General features: G+C 66.2%; 17 protein-coding genes. 12 read left to right on the top strand and 5 right to left on the bottom strand.

Annotated elements, in window-relative coordinates:
- Window positions 1–126: 126 nt before the first annotated feature.
- The 9 genes from DIE23_RS09520 to DIE23_RS09480 all read left to right on the top strand — a co-directional run bounded on the left by DIE23_RS09520 (window position 127) and on the right by DIE23_RS09480 (window position 10,529).
- Entirely contained in the window at window positions 127–852 is a 726-nt protein-coding gene (locus DIE23_RS09520; RefSeq protein ID WP_124611882.1) for a GntR family transcriptional regulator, read from the top strand.
- Between the two features lie 61 nt (window positions 853–913).
- Complete coding sequence (locus DIE23_RS09515) at window positions 914–2,413, top strand: aldehyde dehydrogenase (RefSeq protein ID WP_124611881.1); 1,500 nt, start codon at window positions 914–916, stop codon at window positions 2,411–2,413.
- Between the two features lie 4 nt (window positions 2,414–2,417).
- Entirely contained in the window at window positions 2,418–3,311 is an 894-nt protein-coding gene (locus DIE23_RS09510) for a dihydrodipicolinate synthase family protein (RefSeq protein ID WP_124611880.1), read from the top strand.
- Between the two features lie 18 nt (window positions 3,312–3,329).
- The gene (locus tag DIE23_RS09505) at window positions 3,330–4,655 is read left to right on the top strand and encodes an FAD-binding oxidoreductase (protein ID WP_124611879.1); all 1,326 of its coding nucleotides are present in this window, start codon (window positions 3,330–3,332) and stop codon (window positions 4,653–4,655) included.
- A gap of 55 nt (window positions 4,656–4,710) precedes the next feature.
- Entirely contained in the window at window positions 4,711–5,598 is an 888-nt protein-coding gene (locus DIE23_RS09500) for a proline/glycine betaine ABC transporter permease (protein WP_069227432.1), read from the top strand.
- Window positions 5,591–6,706, top strand: coding sequence for a glycine betaine/L-proline ABC transporter ATP-binding protein (locus DIE23_RS09495; RefSeq protein WP_124611878.1), 1,116 nt, complete (start codon window positions 5,591–5,593; stop codon window positions 6,704–6,706). The genes DIE23_RS09500 and DIE23_RS09495 overlap by 8 nt, the downstream gene beginning before the upstream one ends.
- 169 nt (window positions 6,707–6,875) lie before the next feature.
- Window positions 6,876–7,877, top strand: a complete 1,002-nt coding sequence (locus tag DIE23_RS09490) for a glycine betaine ABC transporter substrate-binding protein (RefSeq protein ID WP_124611877.1) — start codon at window positions 6,876–6,878, stop codon at window positions 7,875–7,877.
- A 146-nt stretch (window positions 7,878–8,023) separates the two neighbouring features.
- On the top strand, window positions 8,024–8,941 hold the full coding sequence (locus DIE23_RS09485) for a LysR substrate-binding domain-containing protein (RefSeq protein WP_124611876.1): 918 nt from the start codon (window positions 8,024–8,026) through the stop codon (window positions 8,939–8,941).
- 331 nt (window positions 8,942–9,272) lie between these two features.
- Window positions 9,273–10,529: an SRPBCC family protein gene (locus tag DIE23_RS09480; RefSeq protein ID WP_124611875.1), complete on the top strand. Its 1,257-nt coding sequence runs from the start codon at window positions 9,273–9,275 to the stop codon at window positions 10,527–10,529.
- Window positions 10,530–10,587: 58 nt separating this feature from the next.
- Here DIE23_RS09480 and yddG read toward each other — a convergent pair whose 3' ends face one another.
- The 5 genes from yddG to DIE23_RS09455 form a co-directional block, all read right to left on the bottom strand.
- Window positions 10,588–11,514 carry an aromatic amino acid DMT transporter YddG gene (gene yddG / locus DIE23_RS09475; protein ID WP_124611874.1) on the bottom strand — a complete coding sequence of 309 codons (927 nt, stop codon included), beginning with the start codon at window positions 11,512–11,514 and terminating at the stop codon, window positions 10,588–10,590.
- 125 nt (window positions 11,515–11,639) lie between these two features.
- A complete protein-coding gene (locus DIE23_RS09470; RefSeq protein ID WP_124611873.1) occupies window positions 11,640–13,142 on the bottom strand; it encodes an aldehyde dehydrogenase in 1,503 nt (500 codons plus the stop codon).
- Window positions 13,142–14,053 (bottom strand): dihydrodipicolinate synthase family protein, encoded by a 912-nt coding sequence (locus tag DIE23_RS09465; protein ID WP_124611872.1) that lies wholly within the window; start codon window positions 14,051–14,053, stop codon window positions 13,142–13,144. The genes DIE23_RS09470 and DIE23_RS09465 overlap by 1 nt, the downstream gene beginning before the upstream one ends.
- A gap of 82 nt (window positions 14,054–14,135) precedes the next feature.
- On the bottom strand, window positions 14,136–15,467 hold the full coding sequence (locus tag DIE23_RS09460) for an MFS transporter (RefSeq protein ID WP_124611871.1): 1,332 nt from the start codon (window positions 15,465–15,467) through the stop codon (window positions 14,136–14,138).
- Window positions 15,468–15,587: 120 nt separating this feature from the next.
- Window positions 15,588–16,790 (bottom strand): FAD-binding oxidoreductase, encoded by a 1,203-nt coding sequence (locus DIE23_RS09455; RefSeq protein ID WP_260436021.1) that lies wholly within the window; start codon window positions 16,788–16,790, stop codon window positions 15,588–15,590.
- Window positions 16,791–17,453: 663 nt separating this feature from the next.
- Between DIE23_RS09455 and DIE23_RS09450 the strand changes: the two genes are divergently transcribed.
- The 3 genes from DIE23_RS09450 to DIE23_RS09440 form a co-directional block, all read left to right on the top strand.
- Window positions 17,454–18,179: a GntR family transcriptional regulator gene (locus tag DIE23_RS09450; protein ID WP_260436010.1), complete on the top strand. Its 726-nt coding sequence runs from the start codon at window positions 17,454–17,456 to the stop codon at window positions 18,177–18,179.
- Window positions 18,180–18,729: 550 nt separating this feature from the next.
- Window positions 18,730–20,520 carry an acyl-CoA dehydrogenase gene (locus tag DIE23_RS09445; RefSeq protein WP_124611868.1) on the top strand — a complete coding sequence of 597 codons (1,791 nt, stop codon included), beginning with the start codon at window positions 18,730–18,732 and terminating at the stop codon, window positions 20,518–20,520.
- Window positions 20,521–20,599: 79 nt separating this feature from the next.
- Window positions 20,600–21,462, top strand: an 863-nt coding sequence (locus DIE23_RS09440; RefSeq protein WP_409364227.1) for an NAD(P)/FAD-dependent oxidoreductase, incomplete at its 3' end; no start/stop codon positions are given.

The following is a 21,462-nucleotide window of genomic DNA, read 5'->3' as shown; positions in this document are numbered from 1 at the left end:
AGGCGCGTCAGGCCGTTTTCGGGGCCGGTACGAACGCCCGTGGCGTCAGCAGTTTCCCTCATTAGACACATTGAAGTCTTGACGAATACAATTTGTATACAGACGATGCATGCAACAGGAGAGCACATGAAGGCGAATCTCGTGGACACCGAACGTGACGACGCGCAGTCGCCGTCGCTGGATCGCAAGGCGGTTCTGGCGCAGACGCTTCGACACCGGATCCTCAGCATGGAGCTCCAGCCCGGGGCGACGCTGGACGAGGTGGCGCTCGGCGAGGAGTTCGGGCTGTCCCGCCCGCCGGTACGCGAGCTGATGCGGCAGATGGCGGCGGAGGGCTATATCGAGCTCGAGGCCAACCGCGCCGCGCGCGTCGCGTCGATGAACTACGACTCGCTGCGCAACTATTTCCTGGCCGCGCCGCTGATTTACGTGGCGACGACCAAGCTGGCCGCGATGCATGCGACCCGGGCGGAAATCGACGGGCTGAAGCGGATCCAGGAGCGGTTTCGTACCGCGGTGGAGCGCGGTAGCGTGGACGAGCGGGTGCTGGAGAACGACGAGTTTCACCTGGCGATCGGCAAGATGGCGCACAACCCGTATCTGTTGCCGAGCCTGTGCCGCTTGCTGATCGATCATGCACGGCTCGCGAAGACGTTTTATCAACCGCGCGACGAGAAGATGGAAGCGGAGCTCGTCGAGGCGGTTCAGCAGCACGACGCGATCATCGACGCCATCGAGCGCCGCGACGCGCAGGCCGCCGGAGAGATCGTGAGCGCGCACGTCTACCTGGCGCGCAGAAACATGGCGTCGTATGTGGCGCCCGAAGGTGTCGACGTATCGATTGATTTTTAGCATGACGAACCGAGCGGCTGGTTCGGTTCCTCATGAAACCCCGTGTCGATGAGAGACTGATATGACTGAGTTGCTGTCCAGGAGCGAGTATCAACGCATCGCTCGCGAATTGAACGTGCCGCGCCGCGTCGTGATCGACGGCGAAGCGCGCGCGGCGCTGTCGGGCGACACGTTCGCGACGATCAACCCGGCGACCGGCGAGCATCTCGCCGACGTGCCGGCGTGCGCGAAGGAGGACGTCGATGTCGCGGTTGCCGCCGCGCGCACCGCGTTCGACGACGGCCGCTGGTCGAAGCTGCATCCGGCCGCGCGCAAGCAGGCGATTCTCCGCCTGGCAGACCTCGTCGAGCAGCATGCGCTCGAGCTTTCGGTGATGGAGAGCCTCGACAGCGGCAAGACGATCTACGATTGTCAGACGGTCGATATTCCGGAAACGGTCAACGTGCTGCGCTGGCATGCGGAAGCGATCGACAAGATCTACGATCAGGTGTCGCCGGCCTCCGACGGTCATATTTCGATGATCGTGCGCGAACCGGTCGGTGTCGTCGGCCTCGTGCTGCCGTGGAATTTCCCGCTGCTGATGCTCGCGTGGAAAATCGGTCCGTCGCTCGCGGCCGGCTGCACGCTGGTCGTGAAGCCCGCCGAGGAGACGTCGCTCACGACGATGCGGGTCGCCGAGCTTGCGCTCGAGGCCGGCATTCCTGCCGGCGTGTTCAACGTCGTGACCGGCACGGGCCCGGCGGTCGGCGAGCCGATCGGCCGCCATCGCGACATCGACATGGTGTCCTTCACCGGGTCCACCGATACCGGCCGGCGCTTCCTGTCGTATTCGGCGGAGAGCAACCTCAAGGAAGTCGTGCTCGAGATGGGCGGGAAGAACCCGTGCGTCGTGATGGCCGATGCGACCGACCTCGACGCCGTCGCGAGCCACATCGTCAACGGCGCATTCTGGAACATGGGCGAAAACTGCTCGGCGATCTCGCGGCTGATCGTGCATCGCGACATCAAGGCGCCGTTGCTGGACAAGATCACGCAGCTGGCCGACGAATGGCATGTGGGCGACCCGCTCGACCCGGCCAACCGGATCGGGCCGCTGGTGTCGCCGCAGCATTACGAGAAAGTGCAGTCTTATCTGGGTGGCGACTACACCGTGCTTTACGGTGGCCAGACGAGCGAAGGCCGTTACGTCCACCCGACCATCATCGACGTCGCGAACAACGACGCGAAGCACGCACGCGAGGAAATCTTCGGACCAATCTTGTCCGTCATCACCGTGGACGGCATGCAGGAGGCGATCGACATCGCGAACGACACCGACTACGGCCTTGCAGCGTCGGTATTCGCCGGCAACGGCAAACGCGCGATGCGTGCGGCACGGGCGATTCGCGCAGGCACGGTGACGGTGAATGCATTCGGCGAAGGCGACATCACGACCCCGTTCGGCGGCTTCAAGCAGTCGGGCTTCGGCGGACGCGACAACTCGCTGCACGCCCATGACCAGTACACGCAGCTCAAGACCCTCTGGGTCGACCTGAACGTTAACGAAGCGGACGAGGCATAACGACATGAAAGACTTTGCTTTCCCTGGCATCAACCTGGCAATCAGTACTCCTTTCGATGAGAGCGGGAAACCGGATCATGCGCGACTGGAGCAACTGATCGAGCGCTATCTCGCGGTCGGCATCGAGGGCTTCGTGCTGAGTTCCGGCACCGGCATGCACGTGTACCTGTCGCAGGAGGAATCGAAGGCGCTGGTCGCGTTCGGCGCGAAGGTCATCAACGGGCGCGCGCGCATCATCGCGCAGACGTCCGCGCTGCTCGTCGATGATGTCGTCGAGCGCACGCGTCATGCGGCCGATTGCGGGGCGGGCGGCGTGATGGTGCTGCCGCCGTTCTTCGAAGGCCCGACCGACGATGACGGCGTGTTCGAGTTCTACGCCGCCGTCGCGCGCGCCGGGCTGCCGATCATCGGCTACAACGTGCCGCAGGCGGTCGGTGTCGAGATCACGCCGTCGCTGCTGCGCCGGCTGTGCCAGATTCCCGAATTCCTCGCGGTCAAGGACAGCAGCGGCGACCTGGCGAAGCAGGCCGCGCTGGTCCGCACCGGTCTGCCGATGATGAACGGCGCGGATCCGCTCGTGCCGTATGCGATGTATGCCGGTGTCAGCGGCCTGATCTGGGGCGGCGCCAACTTTGCACCGAAGACTTGCCTCGAACTCGTCGCGGCAGCGCAGGAACATCGCTGGGACGACGCCCGCGAAATCTGGCGACTGCTGGAGCCCGCGATGTCGCTGATCTGGGAAGGCGACTACGTGCAGTCGGTCTACGCCGCGGCCGAGATGACCGGCTATGGCGCAGGCAATCCGCGTCGCCCGCTGTCGCGCCTGTCCGCGGCGAAGCTTGACGCACTGCGGAGCGCGGTCGGCCCGCTGGTCGAGCGCGAACGGCAGGCCGTGTAACGGAGCGGGTGAACCATCATGTTCGTAGCGAGCAAACTCCCGCAGCACCTCGGCAAGTCAGGCTGGGTCGAGATGCTGCCCCCGCGGGCGCCACGCGCGCCGCTCACCGGCACGGTGAACGCCGACATCGCGATCATCGGCGGTGGTTTCGCCGGCCTGTCCGCGGCGCGGCGGCTGTCGCAACTCGATCCCAGCCTGAAGGTCGTCGTGCTGGAAGCCGGCGAAGTCGCCGAAGGCGCGACGGGCCGCAATTCGGGTTTCATCATCGATCTGCCGCACGAAGTATCGTCGGAAGATTATGGCGGCTCGGGCAGCAACGAGCGGCGGCACGACATCCAGGTGCACCGGATGGCGATCGCACTCGCCAGCGATCTGGCGCTCGAGAAGGGCTGGGGCAAGGACGTCTTCGACCCGTGCGGCAAGTACAACGTCGCGATGGGGCCGCAAGGCGACAAGCACGTCGCCTCTTATGCGGTCCAGCTCGATAAGGTCAACGAACCATATCGTCTGCTCGATGCAAGAGAGATCGCGGCGGTCACCGGCACGACGTCGTTCACGTCGGCGATCTTTACGCCCGGCACCGTGATGATCCAGCCGGCCGCCTACATCCGGGGCCTCGCCGATTCCTTCGGCGACCCGATCAGGCTTTTCGAGAACACGCCCGCGCTGTCGCTCGAGCGGCAGGGCGCATCGTGGCGCATCAAGACCCCGAACGGTGCGGTCAACGCCGGCAAGATCATCCTGGCGAACAACGGGCACGCGCAGAGTTTCGGCCTGTTTCCGGGCGTGCTGCTGCATGTCTACACGTACGCATCGATGACGAAGGCATTCGATCCATCGCGGCTCGGCGGCGAGCGCGCTTGGGCCGCGACGCCCGCGTTCCCGATGGGGACCACGGTGCGTCGCGTGCGCGGCGACGACGGCGACCGGATCCTGATCCGCTCGCGCTATACGTACAACCCGCGGCTGCAGGTGACCGAAGGCGCGATCGCCCGCGCCGGCCGGGTCCACGACCGCAAGTTCGATGCACGTTTCCCGATGCTCAGGGGCGTGCCGATGGAGTACCGCTGGGCAGGCGCGATGGCGCTGACGTGGAACGGCGTGCCGGCGTTCGGCGAAATCGAGCCGGGCATCTTCGCGGCGATCGCCTGCAACGGCGTCGGCGCGACGAAGGCGACCGCGTCGGGCATCGCGGCCGCCGAGGCGGCGCTGGGCATGGACTCGTGGCTCGTACAGGTGTTCCGCGGGTTCGCGGCGCCGAAGCGGTTGCCGCCGCAACCGTTCCTGACGATCGGGGCGACGGCCAACCTGAGCGTCAAGGAATGGTCGGCCGGCATCGAATGAACGACAACCCCGACACGCCGGCGCATTGGCAAGTATCGGAATGATGGAGAAAAAAATGGACTGGATACACACGTTTCCGCACATGCAGGACGACGCGCTTTTGAACATGAAGCGCTCGATCGACGACGGTTTTCGCGCCTTCACCGCCGCGTACGGCGACCCGATCGACGCGGCGTTCCAGCCGCTGCAGCAATTCCTGACGGCGGCCGAGCACTTCATGACGCGCACCCCGTGGCCGATCATCATGCTGCTGGTGCTCGCGGTCGCATGGGTCGCGAGCCGGAACTGGAAGATCGTTGCCGGCTGCTTCGTCACGCTGGCCGCGATCGGCTATCTCGACATGTGGGAGGACACGATGCGAACCGTGTCCATGATTTTCGTCTGCACGTTCCTGTCGATCCTCATCGGCTTGCCGATCGGCATCCTGATGGCGAAGTCGAACCGGATCCGCAAGCTGGTCGACCCGGTGCTCGACGTGATGCAGACCATGCCGAGCTTCGTCTACCTGATTCCGGTCGTGATGCTGCTCGGCATCGGGCGCGTGCCCGGCCTCATCGCGGTCGTGATCTACGCGATCCCGCCGATGATCCGCCTGACCAATCTCGGGATCCGGCTGGTCGACGTGGACATCATCGAAGCCGCCGACGCGTTCGGTTCGTCGGGCTGGCAGCGGCTCGTGAAGGTGCAGCTGCCGCTCGCGCTGCCGACCATCATGGCAGGCGTCAACCAGACCATCATGATGGCGCTCGCGATGGTGGTGGTCGCCGCGATGATCGGCGTCCAGGGGCTTGGCCAGCCGGTACTGAAGGCCATCGCCAACCAGTACTTCACGCTCGGTATCTTCAACGGCCTCGCGATCGTCGGCATCGCCGTCATCTTCGACCGCGTCAGCCAGGCCTACGGCAAGCGGCTTCAAAAGCATCAGGAGGTGGTCCATGGCTGACATCAAATCCGGCGGCATCGAGATCCGCAATCTCTACAAGATCTTCGGACCGAAAGCCGCGTCCCATGTCGATGCCGTCAAGAACGGCCTGTCGAAGGCGGAACTGCTTGCGCAGACCGGCCACGTGCTGGGGCTGAGGAACATCAACCTCGACATTCCCGCCGGTTCCATCCAGGTGATCATGGGCCTGTCCGGCTCGGGCAAGTCGACGCTGATCCGCCACATCAACCGGCTGATCGATCCGACGGCCGGCGAGGTGCTGATCGGCGGTGTCGACGTGTGCAAGATGAAGCTGAAGGAATTGCGCGAGTTCCGCCGGCGCCAGACGGCGATGGTGTTCCAGAAGTTCGCGCTGCTGCCGCACCGCAACGTGCTCGAGAACGTGATCTACGGTCTCGAAGTGTGCGGCGTCGCGCGCAACACGTCGGTCGACACGGCGATGCGATGGCTCGAACGCGTGGGCCTGAAGGGCTTCGAGCAACGCTATCCGAACCAGCTGTCCGGCGGCATGCAGCAGCGCGTGGGCCTCGCCCGCGCGCTGTCGATGGACGCGCCCGTGCTGCTGATGGACGAAGCGTACTCGGCGCTCGATCCGCTGATCCGGATGGACATGCAGACCGTGCTGCTGGATCTGCAGAAGGAAATCCGCAAGACGATCGTCTTCATCACGCACGACCTCGACGAGGCGCTGCGGCTCGGCGACCAGATCGCGATCCTGCGCGACGGCAACATCGTCCAGCAGGGCACGAAGCAGGACATCGTGCTGCGCCCGGCCGACGAGTACGTGACCAACTTCGTCAGGCAGGTGAATCGCGGGCGCGTGGTCTGTGTCGAGGACGTGATGGCGCCGCTGCGCACGGGCGCGGCGACGGCCGGGATGCGTGTCGCGGCCGGAACGACGCTCGAGAGCGCGCTGTCGATGCTCACGCGCGATCCCGACATCGATCGCCTGACCGTCGTCGGCGAAGGCAGCCATCCGCTCGGCACGGTCGACCTGCGCCAGCTGGCCTGCGCGCTGGCGACGCCGGAAGACGCAGCCGACTTGCCGCACGTGCAGCCGGACGCGGGTGCGCGGGTGGAGGCCTCCGTCGCGGCGGTGCGCGGGTGAGCGCCCCGTGACGCTTGCTTGACACCACGTTTTTCCATCAGGCCGGCGATTCGAACGATCGCATGTGCCCGCAGTAATGCGCTCGACCGTTTCCGGTTCGCACCGGACACGGAAGGGCGTACAGACCAACGCATACCGGGGAAGGTCCGGCAACTTTGAGGAAACTGCAATGAAACTGAAATATCTTGGCGCACTCGCCGCAGTCGGCGTTTTCTTCGGCGGCTCGCACGCCTATGCTGCCGGATGCGGAAACGTGACGATCGCGAGCATGAACTGGCAAAGTGCGGAGCTGGAGGCGGCCGTCGACAAGGTGATCCTCGGCGAAGGCTACGGCTGCCAGGTCAATACCGTGATCGGGGACACCGTGCCGACGATTACGTCGATGGTCGACAAGGGCAAGCCGGACGTCGTGTCGGAAGGGGCCATAGCGTTGCTGCCAGCGATCGTGCAGCGCGGGATCGACGAGAAGAAGATCGTGATGGGCGCGAAGACCATTCAGGAGGGCGCGGTCTACGGCTGGTATATCCCGAAGTACATCGCGGATGCGCATCCTGAGATCAAGACGATTCCGGATGCGCTGAAGCACCCGGAGCTGTTCCCCGACCCGGAAAATCCCGGCAAGGGCGCCGTCTACAATGGCCCGCAGGGATGGGGGATGACGGTCAACACTGCCCAGCTGTTCAAGGCCTATAAGGCGCAACAGGCCGGATTCCGAATCGTCGATACAGGGTCCGCGGCGGGGCTGGACGGGTCGATGGCGAAGGCCTACGAGCGGAAGCAGGGGTGGCTCGGTGTTTATTGGGCGCCGACTTCGCTTCTCGGCAAGTACCAGATGGTGAAGCTCGAGGCTGGCGTGCCGGTCGATCAGGCGGAATGGAAGCGCTGCACGACGGTGGCCAATTGCCCCGATCCCAAGCCGACGGGCTGGCCGGTCGGGCAGCTGTATACGCTGGTCGCCAAGTCGTTCGCGGACAAGGCCAGTCCGGACGTGATGAAGTATCTGAACACGCGCAGCTTCAAGACTGCGGACCTGCAACAGGTGATGCTCTGGATGACGGCCAATCAGGCCACCGGCGACGACGGCGCGAAGCGCTTCCTGAAGGAAAAGCAGGACGTGTGGACGAAGTGGGTGACGCCGGCTGCCGCGGAGAAGATCAAGGCGTCGCTGTAACGGCGATCGCGAGCGCGAGATCGTCATCCGTTCTCTGCGATTCGGACACCGAAGGGTGGGCGGCACGATCTGCCGCCCGCCCGTCGGCGGCGTATACGGAACGGGCAACTCAGCCTCATACAACACAAGTTCACGGTGAAGCGCACATGGACGGTGCAAAAGGGTATCGGCGACTCATCCCTTCGTTGACGGCGCTGGTGGAGTTCGAGGCCGTCGCACGGCTGCGCAGCTTCACGCAGGCCGCCGCCGAGCTGGGCGTCACGCAGGCCGCGGTCAGCCGGCAGATACGCCTGCTCGAGGAACTGCTCGGCGTGCGCCTGCTGGACCGCCTGCACCGCGCGACGACGCTGACCGCCGAAGGCGCGGCGCTTCATGCGGTCGTGGCCGAGGCGATGGGCAAGATCGCCGGCGTGTTCGACCGGCTGTCGACCGGCATCGAAGACGAGGAACTGGTGGTCGCCACGACCGCTGCGTTCTCGCATTTCCGGCTGATGCCGAGTCTCGCGCAACTCAAGGAACTGCACCCGAACCTGCGGATCCGTCTCACGACGACGATGTTTACCGCCGATCTGCGTCACACCGAGGTGGACGCCATGGTGCGCTGGGGCGACGGCAAGTGGAGCGACGGCACCGCGCATCAGCTGTTCGACGAACAGGTGTTCCCGGTCTGTTCGCCCGCGTGGCGAGACCGGTACGGGACGCCGGGTTCGCTGGACGAGCTCGCGAACATGACCTTCATCGAGGAAGACTCGACGTCCGAGGGCTGGCTGAGCTGGGACAAGTGGTTCCGGGCCGTCGGCGCGCGTCCGGCCAAGCTCAAGTACGGCGTGCGCACCTGCCTGTATCCGGACGCGGTTCAGGCTGCGTTGCTCGGGCAAGGTGTCGCGCTGGGGTGGAGCCGGTTGCTGCACGAGCATCTGGCGTCGGGCGAGCTGGTGCGTCTGATGGACGTGTCGCTGCCGTTGAACGACGCGTATTACCTGGTCGTGCCGCACGGACGCTCGGTCACGCCGACGATCCGGAAGCTGATCGACCTGTTGAAGGACGCCGCCGGTGTCGCGTGACGTGAGCGCGACGGATGTCATGCGCACGCGCCATCGCTCGGTTCGATTGCTTGATCATCCTTATCACTGACGCGGTTTGGCTGCCTGCGGTGAACTGCCTTGTCCCGCGACCCTCGTGCGCGATTCGCCCGAGGCGCGGGATTTTCTTTGCGCGTGAGGCCGTACCGGAATCGCAGCGGAAGGCCGCGTCTCGCCGCCCCCGTCGACCCATAATCCAATGTAATGAATCCGGGAAAATAAAGCGCATTGACGCGTTTTTCCGGCAATCCAATACTGCGGCTAACGCGGGATCGATCGATGTCCCGCTTCCCCATCAACGTTGGAGAAGACGATGTCAGACGTTCAATTGAAACCCCTTGGCGAACTCGTGCGCGGCCGCGAGCCGGGCTGCGGGTTGCCGGGCGAAGTGTTCAGCCGGCCCGATGTATTCGAGACGGACGTCGACATCTTTTTCCACCAGCACTGGATCGTGGTCGGCGTGACCGCGGACGTCCCGGAGCCGGGCGACGTGTCGGTCGTCGACATCGGCAACGCGTCGGTCATGATCGTGCGCGACGACGACGAAGCCATCCGTGCGTATCGCAACGTGTGCCGCCATCGTGGCGCGCGTCTGAAGGAAGAAGGGAAGTCGACGGTCGGCATGCTCGTGTGCCCGTATCACCAGTGGACCTACGACCTCGACGGCAGCCTGCGTCACACCAAGCACATGGGGAAGGATTTCGACCGCACCTGCCGCAATCTTCTGCCCGTGCATGTGAAGGTGGTCGGCACGCACGTGCTCGTGTGCTTTGCCGATGAACCGCCGGCCGACATCGCGCACCTCGAGGAAACTATGGGGCCGCGCTTCGCGCCGTACGAACTGCAGAACACGAAGATCGCGTTCGAGTCGGAGATCGTCGAGGACGGCAACTGGAAGCTCGTGATGGAGAACAACCGCGAGTGCTACCACTGCGAGGCCGGGCACCCGGAGCTGACGCAGTCGTTCCTGCCCGAGTCGACCGGTTCCAGCGCGGACGACATGGACGAGGCGTCGCTGAAGGCCCAGCAAGCCTACGAGAAGCTCAATGCCGACACGCAGCGCGACTGGGAAAGCGAAGGGTGGCTGTGCAAGGCGGTCGAAGCGCTGTCCGGTGACGTCGCGACGCATTTCCGCACCGAGCGGCTGCTGATCGCGGGCCACGGCGAGTCGCAGACGATGGACACCAAGGTGGCGTCGCAGAAGTTGCTGGGCAAGCTCACCCGCCGCGACCTCGGCGACACGCACATGTGGACGCACAACTCGTGGACGCACGTGATGAGCGACCACGCGATGATCAGCTACATCATTCCGCTCACGCCGGAAAAGACGCTGGTCCGCACGAAGTGGCTCGTGCATGCGGACGCGGTGGAAGGCGTGGACTACGACCTGACGAAGCTGACCGAGGTCTGGGTCGCGACGAATGCGCAGGACGCGAGCCTGGTCGCGATCAACCACCGCGGTGCGAAAGACCCGGGCTACATTCCGGGCCCGTACTCGCCGTCCACCGAAAACTACGTCGACCAGTTCGTCGACTGGTATGCGGGGCGCCTCGACGCGCACGGGATCTGACGGGCGCCCCATCGGCGCGACGCGTCCGGCCGGAGCCTGCGCACGATCGGCACGGCCGTTACGTGCACTGCTCCGCCCGCGTCGACGTGGCGGCGCGCGGCGCGCGCTTGCGCGTCGCGAGCCAGCACAGCACCGAGCCGCCGCACACGCAGAACGCGCCGGTCCAGAAGCTGGACGACAGCGACGCATCCAGCAGCAGCGCCGCGAGGCCGGCCGAGATGACCGGAATGAAGTACGACACGCCGGCCAGGATCGCGACGTTGCCGCGCATGATGCCGATGTTCCATGCCGAATAACCGAAGCCCATCGCCGCCGACGCGAGCACGAAGCAGGCGAGCGCACTGAAGCTGAACACGATCGTGTGCTCGCCGTCGAGCAGGTATTTGATCCACAGCGACAGCGCGACGAGGATGAAGAACAGCGTGATGCCGTTCTTGCCGTTCGCGATCTTGATGGTCACGGTGCAATAGGCGGCCCAGATCAGCGAGCCGGCGAACGCGAGCCCGTAGCTGAGCGGGTTGTCGACGACGTTGGCCACCATGCCGGCCGTATCGAAGCCGTGCTCGCCGCCGAGCACCCAGCCGACGCCGCCCATCGCGAGGATCACGCCCGGCACGATCAGCAGGTTCGCGCGCTGGCGGAGAAAGAGGATCGCGAACACCATCGTGAAGGTCGGCCACAGGTAATTGACCATGCCGACCTCGATCGCCTGGCGCGCGGTGTGCGCGTTGCCGATCGACAGCGACAGGCACCATTCGTACGCGACGAACAGCACGCTGCCCCACAGCAGGTAGCGGCGCGGGAAATCGCCGAGCCGCGGCAGCCCGGTCGTCACGAGCAGCAGCGCCGCCGCCCCCGTGTAGATCATCGCGGCGCCGCCGGTTGCGCCGAAGCTGTCGCTGACACCGCGAATCAGCCCTACCACCGAACTCCATAAAACGATTGCGACGAATCCGATCAGCGTCGCCCTGTTCCTGCTGTTCATGCGTGTTTCCTGCCAATACCGGGTGAATACGTTGCGCCGGGCCGATTGCCCGGCAGATGCGACAAACCGGCCGCGATCGCTCGTGGCGATCGCGGCCGGCATGCGGGTGCTGCGTGTCGATGAGATTATGCGGCGCGGGTCGGTACGTCGATCCAGATGGTCTTGATCTCGGTGTACTGGTCGTGCGCCCAGATCGACTTGTCGCGGCCGCCGAAGCCGGAAGCCTTGTAGCCGCCGAACGGGGTCGTGATGTCGCCTTCGCCGAAACAGTTTACCGTCACCACGCCGGCCTGGATCGACCGCGACAGGTGAATCGCGTCGTTCAGGTTGCTGGTGTAGACCGACGCCGCGAGCCCGTAGACCGAGTCGTTCGCGAGCGCGATGGCCTCGTCGGTGTCCGTGAAGGTCGTAACGGCCAGCACCGGCCCGAACACTTCCTCCTGGAACAGCGTGTGGTCGCGGCTCACACCGTCCACCACGGTCGGCTCGACGAAGATGCCTTGCTCGGTCGACCCGCCGAACACCACGTCGAGCTTGTCCGCGCCGGCCTGATCGAGGAACGAGCGGACCTTGTCGAAGTGCGCCTTGCTGATCAGCGAGCCGACGCGGTGCTCGGGATCGAGCGGGTCGCCCATCTTCCATTCGCGCATCTGCACGCCGATGCGCTCGAGCAGCGCCGACTTGATGTCGGCGTGCACGATCAGGCGCGACGACGCCGAGCAGTTCTCGCCCATGTTCCAGAACGCGCCGTTCACCACATGCTGCGCGACCGCGTCGAGGTCCGCGACGTCGCGCATCACGACGGCCGGGTTCTTGCCGCCGCATTCGAGCACGATGCGCTTCAGGTTCGATTCCGCCGCGTAGTGCAGGAAGCGCCGGCCGGTCGCGGTCGAGCCGGTGAAGCTGACCATCGCGACGTCCGGGTGGCGGCCGAGCGGCTCGCCGACATCCTTGCCGCCGCCCGGCACCACGTTGAACACGCCGGCCGGCACGCCGGCCTCGTGCGCGAGTTCGGCCACGCGCAGCGCGGTCAGCGTGGTTTCCGTCGCGGGCTTGACCACGATCGAGCAGCCTGCCGCGAGCGACGGGCCGATCTTCCACGCCAGCATCAGCAGCGGGAAGTTCCACGGCAGCACCAGGCCGACCACGCCGATCGGCTCGCGCACCACCAGCGCGAGCGCGTTCGAGCCCACCGGCGCGGTGTTGTCGTAGATCTTGTCGATCAGCTCCGCGTGCCAGCGGATCGTGTGGATCGTCTCCGGCACGTCGATGTTCTGGCATTCGCGGATCGGCTTGCCGCTGTCGAGGCTTTCCATCGTCGCCAGTTCGTGCGCGTGCTGTTCGAGCAGGTCCGCGAACTTCAGCAGGATGGACTTGCGCTGCGACGGCGGCAGCTGCCGCCAGCGGCCGTCGGCGAAGGCGGCCTTCGCGCGTGCCACCGCATCGTCCACGTCGCTGGCGTCGCACGCGGCGACATGCGCGAGCACCTGATCGGTGGCCGGGTTGACCGTCGCGAAGGTCTTGCCGGAGTTGGCGGGGCGGAACGCCCCGTCGACGAAGGCCTGCGTCGGCAGCTTCAGTCCGGCCGCGAGGGCCGCGTATTGCGATGCGCTGAGCAGTTCCGCCATCAGGCCTGGCCTCCGACGACCGCCGCGATCTCGCGCTTCACGTCGGCGACGATCTGCTTGAGGGCCGCCTTGTTCGCTTCGTCGAGCGGCTGCAGCGGTGCGCGCACGCCGCCGCTGCGCAGGCCGGCGAGTTCGCTGCCGTACTTGATCGACTGCACGAACTTGCCCGCGTCCTCGAGGAAATCCATCAGCGGCATCATCGCCGACATGATGCGGCGGCCCTTGCGGAAGTCGTTCTCGACCACGCACGCCTGGTGCAGCGCGACGTGTTCCGCCGGCAGGAAGTTCGAGCCCGCGCAAACCCAGCTGCTCGCACCGCATGCGAAGAATTCGAGCGCCTGGTCGTCCCAGCCGCACGACACGCTGATGTTCGGGAATTCGCGCGCGAGCATGTGCAGCTGGCTGGTGCTGCCCGAGCTTTCCTTGATCGCGACGAAGTTCTTCGACGCGGCGGTGACGGTGCGGAAGAACTCGCGGCCCATCGACACACCCATGCGCGCCGGGTAGTTGTAGAGCATCACCGGCAGGTCGGCGGCGCGGTCCACCGCGATCGCATGCGCGGCGTTTTCCTGCTCGGTCGGCAGCGCGTACGGCGGCGAGCCGACCAGGATCGCATCGGCCTTGATGTCCTTCGCCGACTTCGCGTATTCGACCGAATCCTCGGTGCGGATCGCGCCGGTGCCGATCACGAGCGGCACGCGCGTGCCGATCACCTGCTTCGCGTATGCGCCGAGCTCGATGCGCTCCTGCATCGTGTGTGCGTAGTATTCGCCGGTCGAGCCGCCGATGATGATGCCGTGCACGCCGGCGTCGATCAGGTATTCGAGGACCTCGGCGAACGCCGCCTTGTCGATGCCGCCTTCGGCGGTCAGGGGCGTGATGGCCGGCGTGTAGATGCCGTTGAATTGCATGATGTGCTCCCGCTGGAATGAAAGTAAGCGTTGCGTGGGTAATGCCGACGCCGCGACCGTCGCGGCGTGCGTGAAATACGGGTCAATGACTGAGCGAGGCGGCTTCCTGCAGCGACAGCGATGCCGTTTCGGGCGCGAGCGCGACCGAAGCCAGCAGGCCGACGAACGACACGGCCGCCGCCGCGTACATCGTGTTGCCGATACCGATGTTCTGCAGCGCGATCGGGACCAGCCACGTGCCGACCGCCGCGCCGATGCGCGACAGCGACGCGCCCATGCCGACCGCGAACGCGCGGATGTCGGTCGGGAAAATTTCGTTCGGATAGACGAGCTGCAGCACCTGCGCACCGCCAATCAGCAACGCGTATGCGCCGAACAGCACCAGGATCAGCATGGCCGAGCCGTTCGAGCACGCGCCGAGTGCCAGCAGCGCGAGCGCCGACCACAGGAAGCTGTGGATCACCAGCGCGCGGCGGCCGAGCGTGTTGATCACGCGCGTGGCGAGCGCGCAGCCGACCACGAACAGCAGCGTGATGGCGACCGAGCCGTACGCTTCCCAGTCGCCTTCGAGGTGCAGCGCCTGCAGCACACGCGGCGCGAACGAGTAGACCGCGAACACCGGGATCACCGAGCAGGTCCAGAACAGCACCACGAACAGCATGCGCTTGCCGTAGCCCGAGTGCAGCAGCGCGCCGAGCGAGATCTTCCGGTCGACCGGCTCTTCCGGCAGGTTGCGGATCGAGAACGACGGCCCGTACACCTTGCGGATCACCGCGTCGGCTTCCGCCTTGCGGCCCTTGTTGAGCAACCAGCGCGGCGATTCCGGCGTGCCGATGCGCACGAGGAACAGCGCGACGCCGATCACGGCCGGGCTCGCCAGCACCCAGCGCCACGCGTCGGGGCCGCCTTGCGCGAGCAGGACGTTGCCGACGATGTACGCGAGCGCCGCGCCGAAGAACCAGATGATCGTCAGCAGCGCGAGGCGCGGGCCGCGGTACTTGCGCGGCATGAATTCGGTCAGCAGCGAGCCGGCCACTGGATACTCGATGCCGACGCCGATGCCGGTGATGAAGCGCAGCACGAACAGCGCCTCGCCCGACTGCACCCACAGCTGCGCGATCGAGCAGACGATGAACAGCACCGGGCCGAAGAAATACGGCCGGCGGCGGCCCATCCGGTCGGTCAGCCAGCCGCCGAGGAAGCCGCCGACGAAGATGCCGAGCAGCGCCGACGCCGCGATCATGCCTTCCCAGAAGCTGGTCAGGTGCAGCGCGGCCGAGAACTGCACCATGGCCACGCCGATGATGCTGAGCACGTAGCCGTCCATGAGCCAGCCGCCGCCCGAGCGCACGGTGAGCAACTGGTGAAATCCGTTGAGTGGTACGTCTTCGATGGATACCGTCGTTTTTGCCATTGGCTGTTGTCTCCTTCCTTCCTGATGAATGGGGGCGATCTCCGTGGGGCGCGCGGGGTTGGCGCGGCGCCCGATCGCTGAATCCTGGATGCGATGGGGTGGTTGTGCGAGGTGGCCGGTTCAGCTCTCCATGCCGGCCTTGCGCTGACCCCACCAGAGCGTCGCGTTGACGCCGGCCGACAGGAACGGCTCGGGCGGCGTGCGGTTCGGGCCCGATGTCGCGAGCAGGAAGTCGATCAGCGCATCGCGCTTGCCGGCCAGCCAGTCGGCGAGCAGCGTGCCCGTCACCGTGCCGCGCGTGATGCCGAGGCCGTTGCAGCAGAGCGCGCCATAAACGTTCGGCGCGAGCTGGCCGAAGAAGCCCTTGTGGTTCTGCGACAGCGCCAGCGAGCCGCTCCACGTGTAATCGAACCCGACGTCCGGCAGCATCGGGAAGCGGCGCTCGAACGACAGGCGGTGGCGCGCGAGCGCGCGCTCGCGATGGCGGTCGTTCGGGCGGCCGTTCGGATTGAAGCTGAAGCTGTTGCGGATCAGGATGCGGTTGTCGTGGGTGCGGCGCACCGTGCTGCCGAACGGGTCGGCCGGAATCACGCCCCAGAACGGCTGGCCGCCCAGCCGCGCCTGCTCGGCGCCGGTCAGCGGCCGCGTGAGGCTCGCATAGAGGAACACCGGCAGCATCGTGCGCTGGAGGAAGCCGAAGCGCATGCCGAACGCGTTGTTCGAGAGCACCAGCTTGTCGACGACGATGCGGCCGCCGGCATGCGAGAGCACGATCTTGTCGCCGTATTCGACGTCGGTGATCGGCGTGTGCTCGTGCAGCGTGACGTTCGGCGGCAGGCTGTCGGCCAGGCCCTTCACCAGCGCGGACGGCTGCAGCAGCATCGTGCCGGGCGTGAACAGCCCCTTGCGGTAGAAGCCGGTGCCGATATGCGCGGGGAGGTCCTTGCCTTCGATCACTTCGTACGGCTGGCCGAGCTTGTCGAGACCGCGCCGGTACGCGTCGAGCACCGCGACGCCGCGCGGCTCGACCGCCGCCTGGTACTTGCCCGACGCGCGCAGGTGGCAATCGATCCCGTGTTCGTCGACCAGCGCACGCAGGATCGACTGGCCGAGCAGGTTCAGTTGCAGGGTCGTCTTCGCCGTATCGATGTCGCCGATGTAGTCGTCCGCGCCGATGTCGTGCGGCAGGTCGATCGCGAAGCCCGCATTGCGCCCCGACGTGCCGAAGCCGACTTCCTGCGCGTCGACCAGCACGACTTCGTCGTCGGGGAAGTTCAGCGCGAGCTGGCGCGCCGCGGCGAGCCCGGTGAAGCCGGCGCCGATCACGCCCCAGCGCGCCTTCGTGGTGCCGGTGTGGCACGGCCGCGGCACGCGCGGCGGGCTGGTGTGGTACCAGCCGCACGCCTGGTCGTCGGCAGGCAGCGCGCCGACCCGGACCTTGCGCGCATCGCGTTGAGGCTGCGCAACCTCTTCTACCGTCGGCGAAGTAACCCTAAGCATTCCTGAATCCAGTGTCTCGTTGGTTGAAATGACACGTGCGTGCGAATGCGCCCATGTCCTTGTTGGCGATGTCAGCCCCTGGCCGTGCGGGTGATCGGGGCGGTGGCGCCGGGCCGTCGGCGGCGGTGTCCTGATGCGCGATCCGCCTGTCCGGGAAGAATAATTTTGTCGTGCGTCCAATAAACTATACTTAGTAGACAAACTATAGTCTAACAATCGAATCGCGGAAATCGAGGGTTAACCCTCAACGTGCGAGGCGGTTCGACGGCGATGGTGGAGACGACGGAGACCGGAAGCGGCGGCGCGAGGTATCGCATGCCGTCGAGGCGAGGTTTTCGTGAGGGGGTAGGAGGAGGCGGCGCATGCATCGTGCGCATGCCGTCGGGACAGGGAACGGCGCTAGCCATGGCCCCGGACGGGGCCGTATAGTACGCGCTTCAAAGTGACGAGGGCGTTATGAAAGGAACGGGTGGGGAGTCGGCACCGGTGGACGTGGCACAAACGGTCGATCGCAAGTCGGCCCTGGGCGAGGCCTTGCGGCGCCGGATCGTGAACATGGAGCTGGCGCCGGGCGCGCTGATCGACGAAGCGGCGCTGGCCGACGAGTTCGGCATGTCGCGGCCGCCGATTCGCGAGCTGATCCGGCAGATGGCCGCGGAAGGCTATATCGAGCTGGAGACGAACCGGGCGCCGCGTGTCACGTCGATGAATTTCCAGTCGCTGCGCAGCTTCTTCATTGCCGCGCCGGTGATCTATATCGCGACCACCCAGCTGGCGGCGCTGAACGCGACACCCGACGACATCGCGCGGCTGCGGACGATCCAGGCGCATTTCCGCGCCGCGATCGAAAGCGGCAACGTCGCGAACCGCGTGTTCTACAACGACGAATTCCACCTCGAGATCGGCCGGATCGCGCAGAACGACTACCTGATGCCGAGCCTGCGCCGCCTGCTGATCGATCACGCGCGGCTCGGGAAGATGTTCTACCGCTATCCGACGACGGACACGATGCAGCACACGCTCGAAAGCGCCGTCGTCCAGCACGACCAGATCATCGATGCGCTCGAACGGCAGGACGCCGACGCGGCGGGGCAACTGGTCCGCGATCACTTTGAATTGTCGCGCCGCCGGATGACCGAGTACGCGGCGCCGCAGGGGATGGCCGTCTCCGTGAATCTCGGCGATCCGGTGCTCGCGCAGGACAAGCGATAGCGGAGGGCGGCCGGCGCGCCGTGGGCGTGGATGCCGCGCGCCATCCGGCTCGTTTCACCGGCCCGGGCCGGTCGTCGTCCGCCATCTGCTCCGCGATCCGGTGCCGGATTCCGGATCGTTCGGTCCCGCCGGGTTCGTCGCGTGCGGGGCGCGATCCCATAACGTGCTCCCTTCGCCGGCTCCCATGGCCGGCATCCTTTGGCGATTCCGCTGATCGGCGCCCCGTCGCCGGCCTTGCCCCTTGCCGCTGGTTCACGCCACCGTGACGCGCCGGCGCTTCGACCTCACCGCTCCACCCATCCGGCCGGCACGCCGATTGCGCGTCGTCGTGCGCTGAAGACCCGCGCCCGTAAGACCCTGCTCCGACGCCCGTTTCCGCCATCGCCCCGCGCATCGCATGGCCGGTTTTGTCACCATGTGGGCCGGATATGACAATGGAAAACCGCCGGCGCGGCATTACGATGGGTCACGACGTCGCCTGGCGCTGGCCGGTTTTGCCGCAGCCGCCCGGGCCGCGCGCCTCATTCACCGCCTGATTGGAACATCGACCATGAGCTATAACGCCCCTGTCAAGGACATGCTGTTCGTGCTGAAGGAACTCGCGGGCATCGACACCGTTGCGCAGTTGCCGGGTTTCGAGGAAGCCGGCTACGACACGGCGCAGGCCGTGCTCGACGAATCCGCGAAATTCTGCGGCGAGGTGCTGGCGCCGCTGAACGTCGAGGGCGACCGCAACCCGAGCAGCTGGAAGGACGGCGTCGTGACGGCGACGCCCGGCTTCGGCGCGGCGTTCCGCCAGTTCGTCGAAGGCGGCTGGCAGGGTCTGCAACATCCGGCCGAATACGACGGCCAGGGGCTGCCGAAGCTGATCGCGACGCCGTGCATCGAGATGCTGAACGCATCGAACCTGTCGTTCGCGCTGTGTCCGCTGCTCACCGACGGCGCGATCGAGGCGCTGCTGACGGCCGGCACCGACGAGCAGAAGCGGCGCTACGTGCCGAAGCTGATCTCGGGCGAATGGACGGGCACGATGAACCTGACCGAGCCGCAGGCCGGCTCGGACCTCGCGCTGGTGCGCTCGCGCGCGGAGCCGCAGGGCGACGGCACGTACAAGGTGTTCGGCACCAAGATCTTCATCACGTGGGGCGAGCACGACATGGCGGACAACATCGTCCACCTGGTGCTCGCGCGCACGCCGAACGCGCCGGAAGGCGTGAAGGGCATTTCGCTGTTCATCGTGCCGAAGTTCCTGGTCAACGAGGACGGCTCGCTCGGCGCGCGCAACGACGTGCACTGCGTGTCGATCGAGCACAAGCTCGGGATCAAGGCGAGCCCGACCGCGGTGCTGCAATACGGCGACCACGGCGGCGCGATCGGCTACCTGATCGGCGAGGAGAATCGCGGCCTCGAATACATGTTCATCATGATGAACGCCGCGCGCTTCGGCGTCGGGATGCAGGGGATCGGCGTGGCCGACCGCGCATACCAGAAGGCCGCGGAATTCGCGAAGGAGCGCGTGCAGAGCCGCCCGGTCGACGGGTCGGCCAAGCAGTCGGTGACGATCATCCACCACCCGGACGTGCGCCGCATGCTCGGCACGATGCGCGCGCTGACCGAAGGCGCGCGGGCGCTCGCCTATGTGGCCGCCGCGCACAGCGACGTTGCCCACCGCCATTCGGACGAGGCGACGCGGGCCCGTCATCAGGCAATCTACGAATATCTGGTGCCGGTCGTGAAGGGCTGGAGCACGGAGATGGTGAACGACGTGGCGAGCCTCGGCGTGCAGGTGCACGGCGGGATGGGTTTCATCGAGGAAACCGGCGCCGCGCAGTACTATCGCGATGCGCGGATCCTGGCGATCTACGAAGGCACGACCGCGATCCAGGCGAACGACCTGGTCGGCCGCAAGACGATGCGCGACGGCGGCGCGGTGGCGAAGGCGCTGATCGCGGAGATCGGCGACACCGTCGCGGCGCTCGGCAAGGTCGACGGCGCGGCGGCCGCGTCGATGAAGGCGCAGCTGGAGAAGGGCGCGCGTTCGCTGTCGACGGTGGTGGATTACGTGGTCGCGAACGTGAAGCAGGACCCGAACGCGGTGTTCGCGGGCAGCGTGCCGTACCTGAAGCTGGCGGGCGTGGTGCTGTGCGGATGGCAGATGGCGCGCGCGCTGCTGGCGGCGCACGCGAACCGCGCGAGCGACACGGCGTTCTACGATGCGAAGATCGCGATCGCACAATGCTATGCGGAACACGTCCTCGTACAGGCAGGCGGGCTCGAAGCGTCGATCGTCGGCGCGAAGGGCAACGAGAGCGTGCTCGCGTTGACGGAAGACCAGTTCTGACCGTAACGGTCGGGGCGCAGGAGGAGACAGGATTTTGACCACACAGGACTTGCTCGCGCAGTACGGCCCGCGCGAATCGATGGAATACGACGTCGTGATCGTCGGCGGCGGCCCGGCCGGGCTGTCGGCCGCGATCCGGCTCAAGCAGCTGGCCGCCGAGAAAGGCACCGAGATCGGCGTGTGCGTGCTCGAGAAGGGTTCCGAGATCGGCGCGCACATCCTGTCGGGCGCGGTGATGGACCCGCGCGCGATCACCGAACTGTTCCCCGACTGGAAGGAACGCGGCGCGCCGCTCGACGTCGAGGTGACCGAAGACCGCTTCCTGTTCCTGTCCGAGACGGGCGCGATCACGACGCCCAACTGGGCGTTGCCCGCCAACTTCCAGAACCACGGCAACTACGTGATCTCGCTGGGCAACGTCACGCGCTGGCTCGGCCAGCAGGCCGAGGCCCTGGGCGTGGAGATCTTCCCCGGTTTCCCCGCTGCCGAGATCCTGTACAACGACGACGGCTCGGTGAAGGGCGTCGCCACCGGCAACATGGGCGTGGGCAAGGACGGCGAGCCGACCGAGAACTTCCAGCTCGGCATGGAGCTGCACGCGAAGTACACGCTGTTCGCCGAAGGCTGCCGCGGCCACCTGGGCCGTCAGCTGATCTCGAAGTTCAAGCTCGACGCGAACGCCGATCCGCAAGCGTACGGGATCGGCATCAAGGAACTGTGGGAAATCGATCCCGCCAAGCACAAGCCGGGCCTCGTGATCCACACGGCCGGCTGGCCGCTGAAGTCGGACACGTACGGCGGCTCGTTCCTGTATCACATGGACAACAACCAGGTCGTGGTCGGCTTCGTGGTCGGCCTCGGCTACACGAACCCGTACCTGTCGCCGTTCGAGGAATTCCAGCGCTACAAGACGCATCCGTCGATCCGCGCGTTCCTCGAAGG

The organism is Burkholderia sp. Bp9143, assembly GCF_003853645.1.
Taxonomy (GTDB): domain Bacteria; phylum Pseudomonadota; class Gammaproteobacteria; order Burkholderiales; family Burkholderiaceae; genus Burkholderia.
Note: the sequence above shows the minus strand (reverse complement) of the source record. Positions and strands in the feature narration are given on the sequence as shown.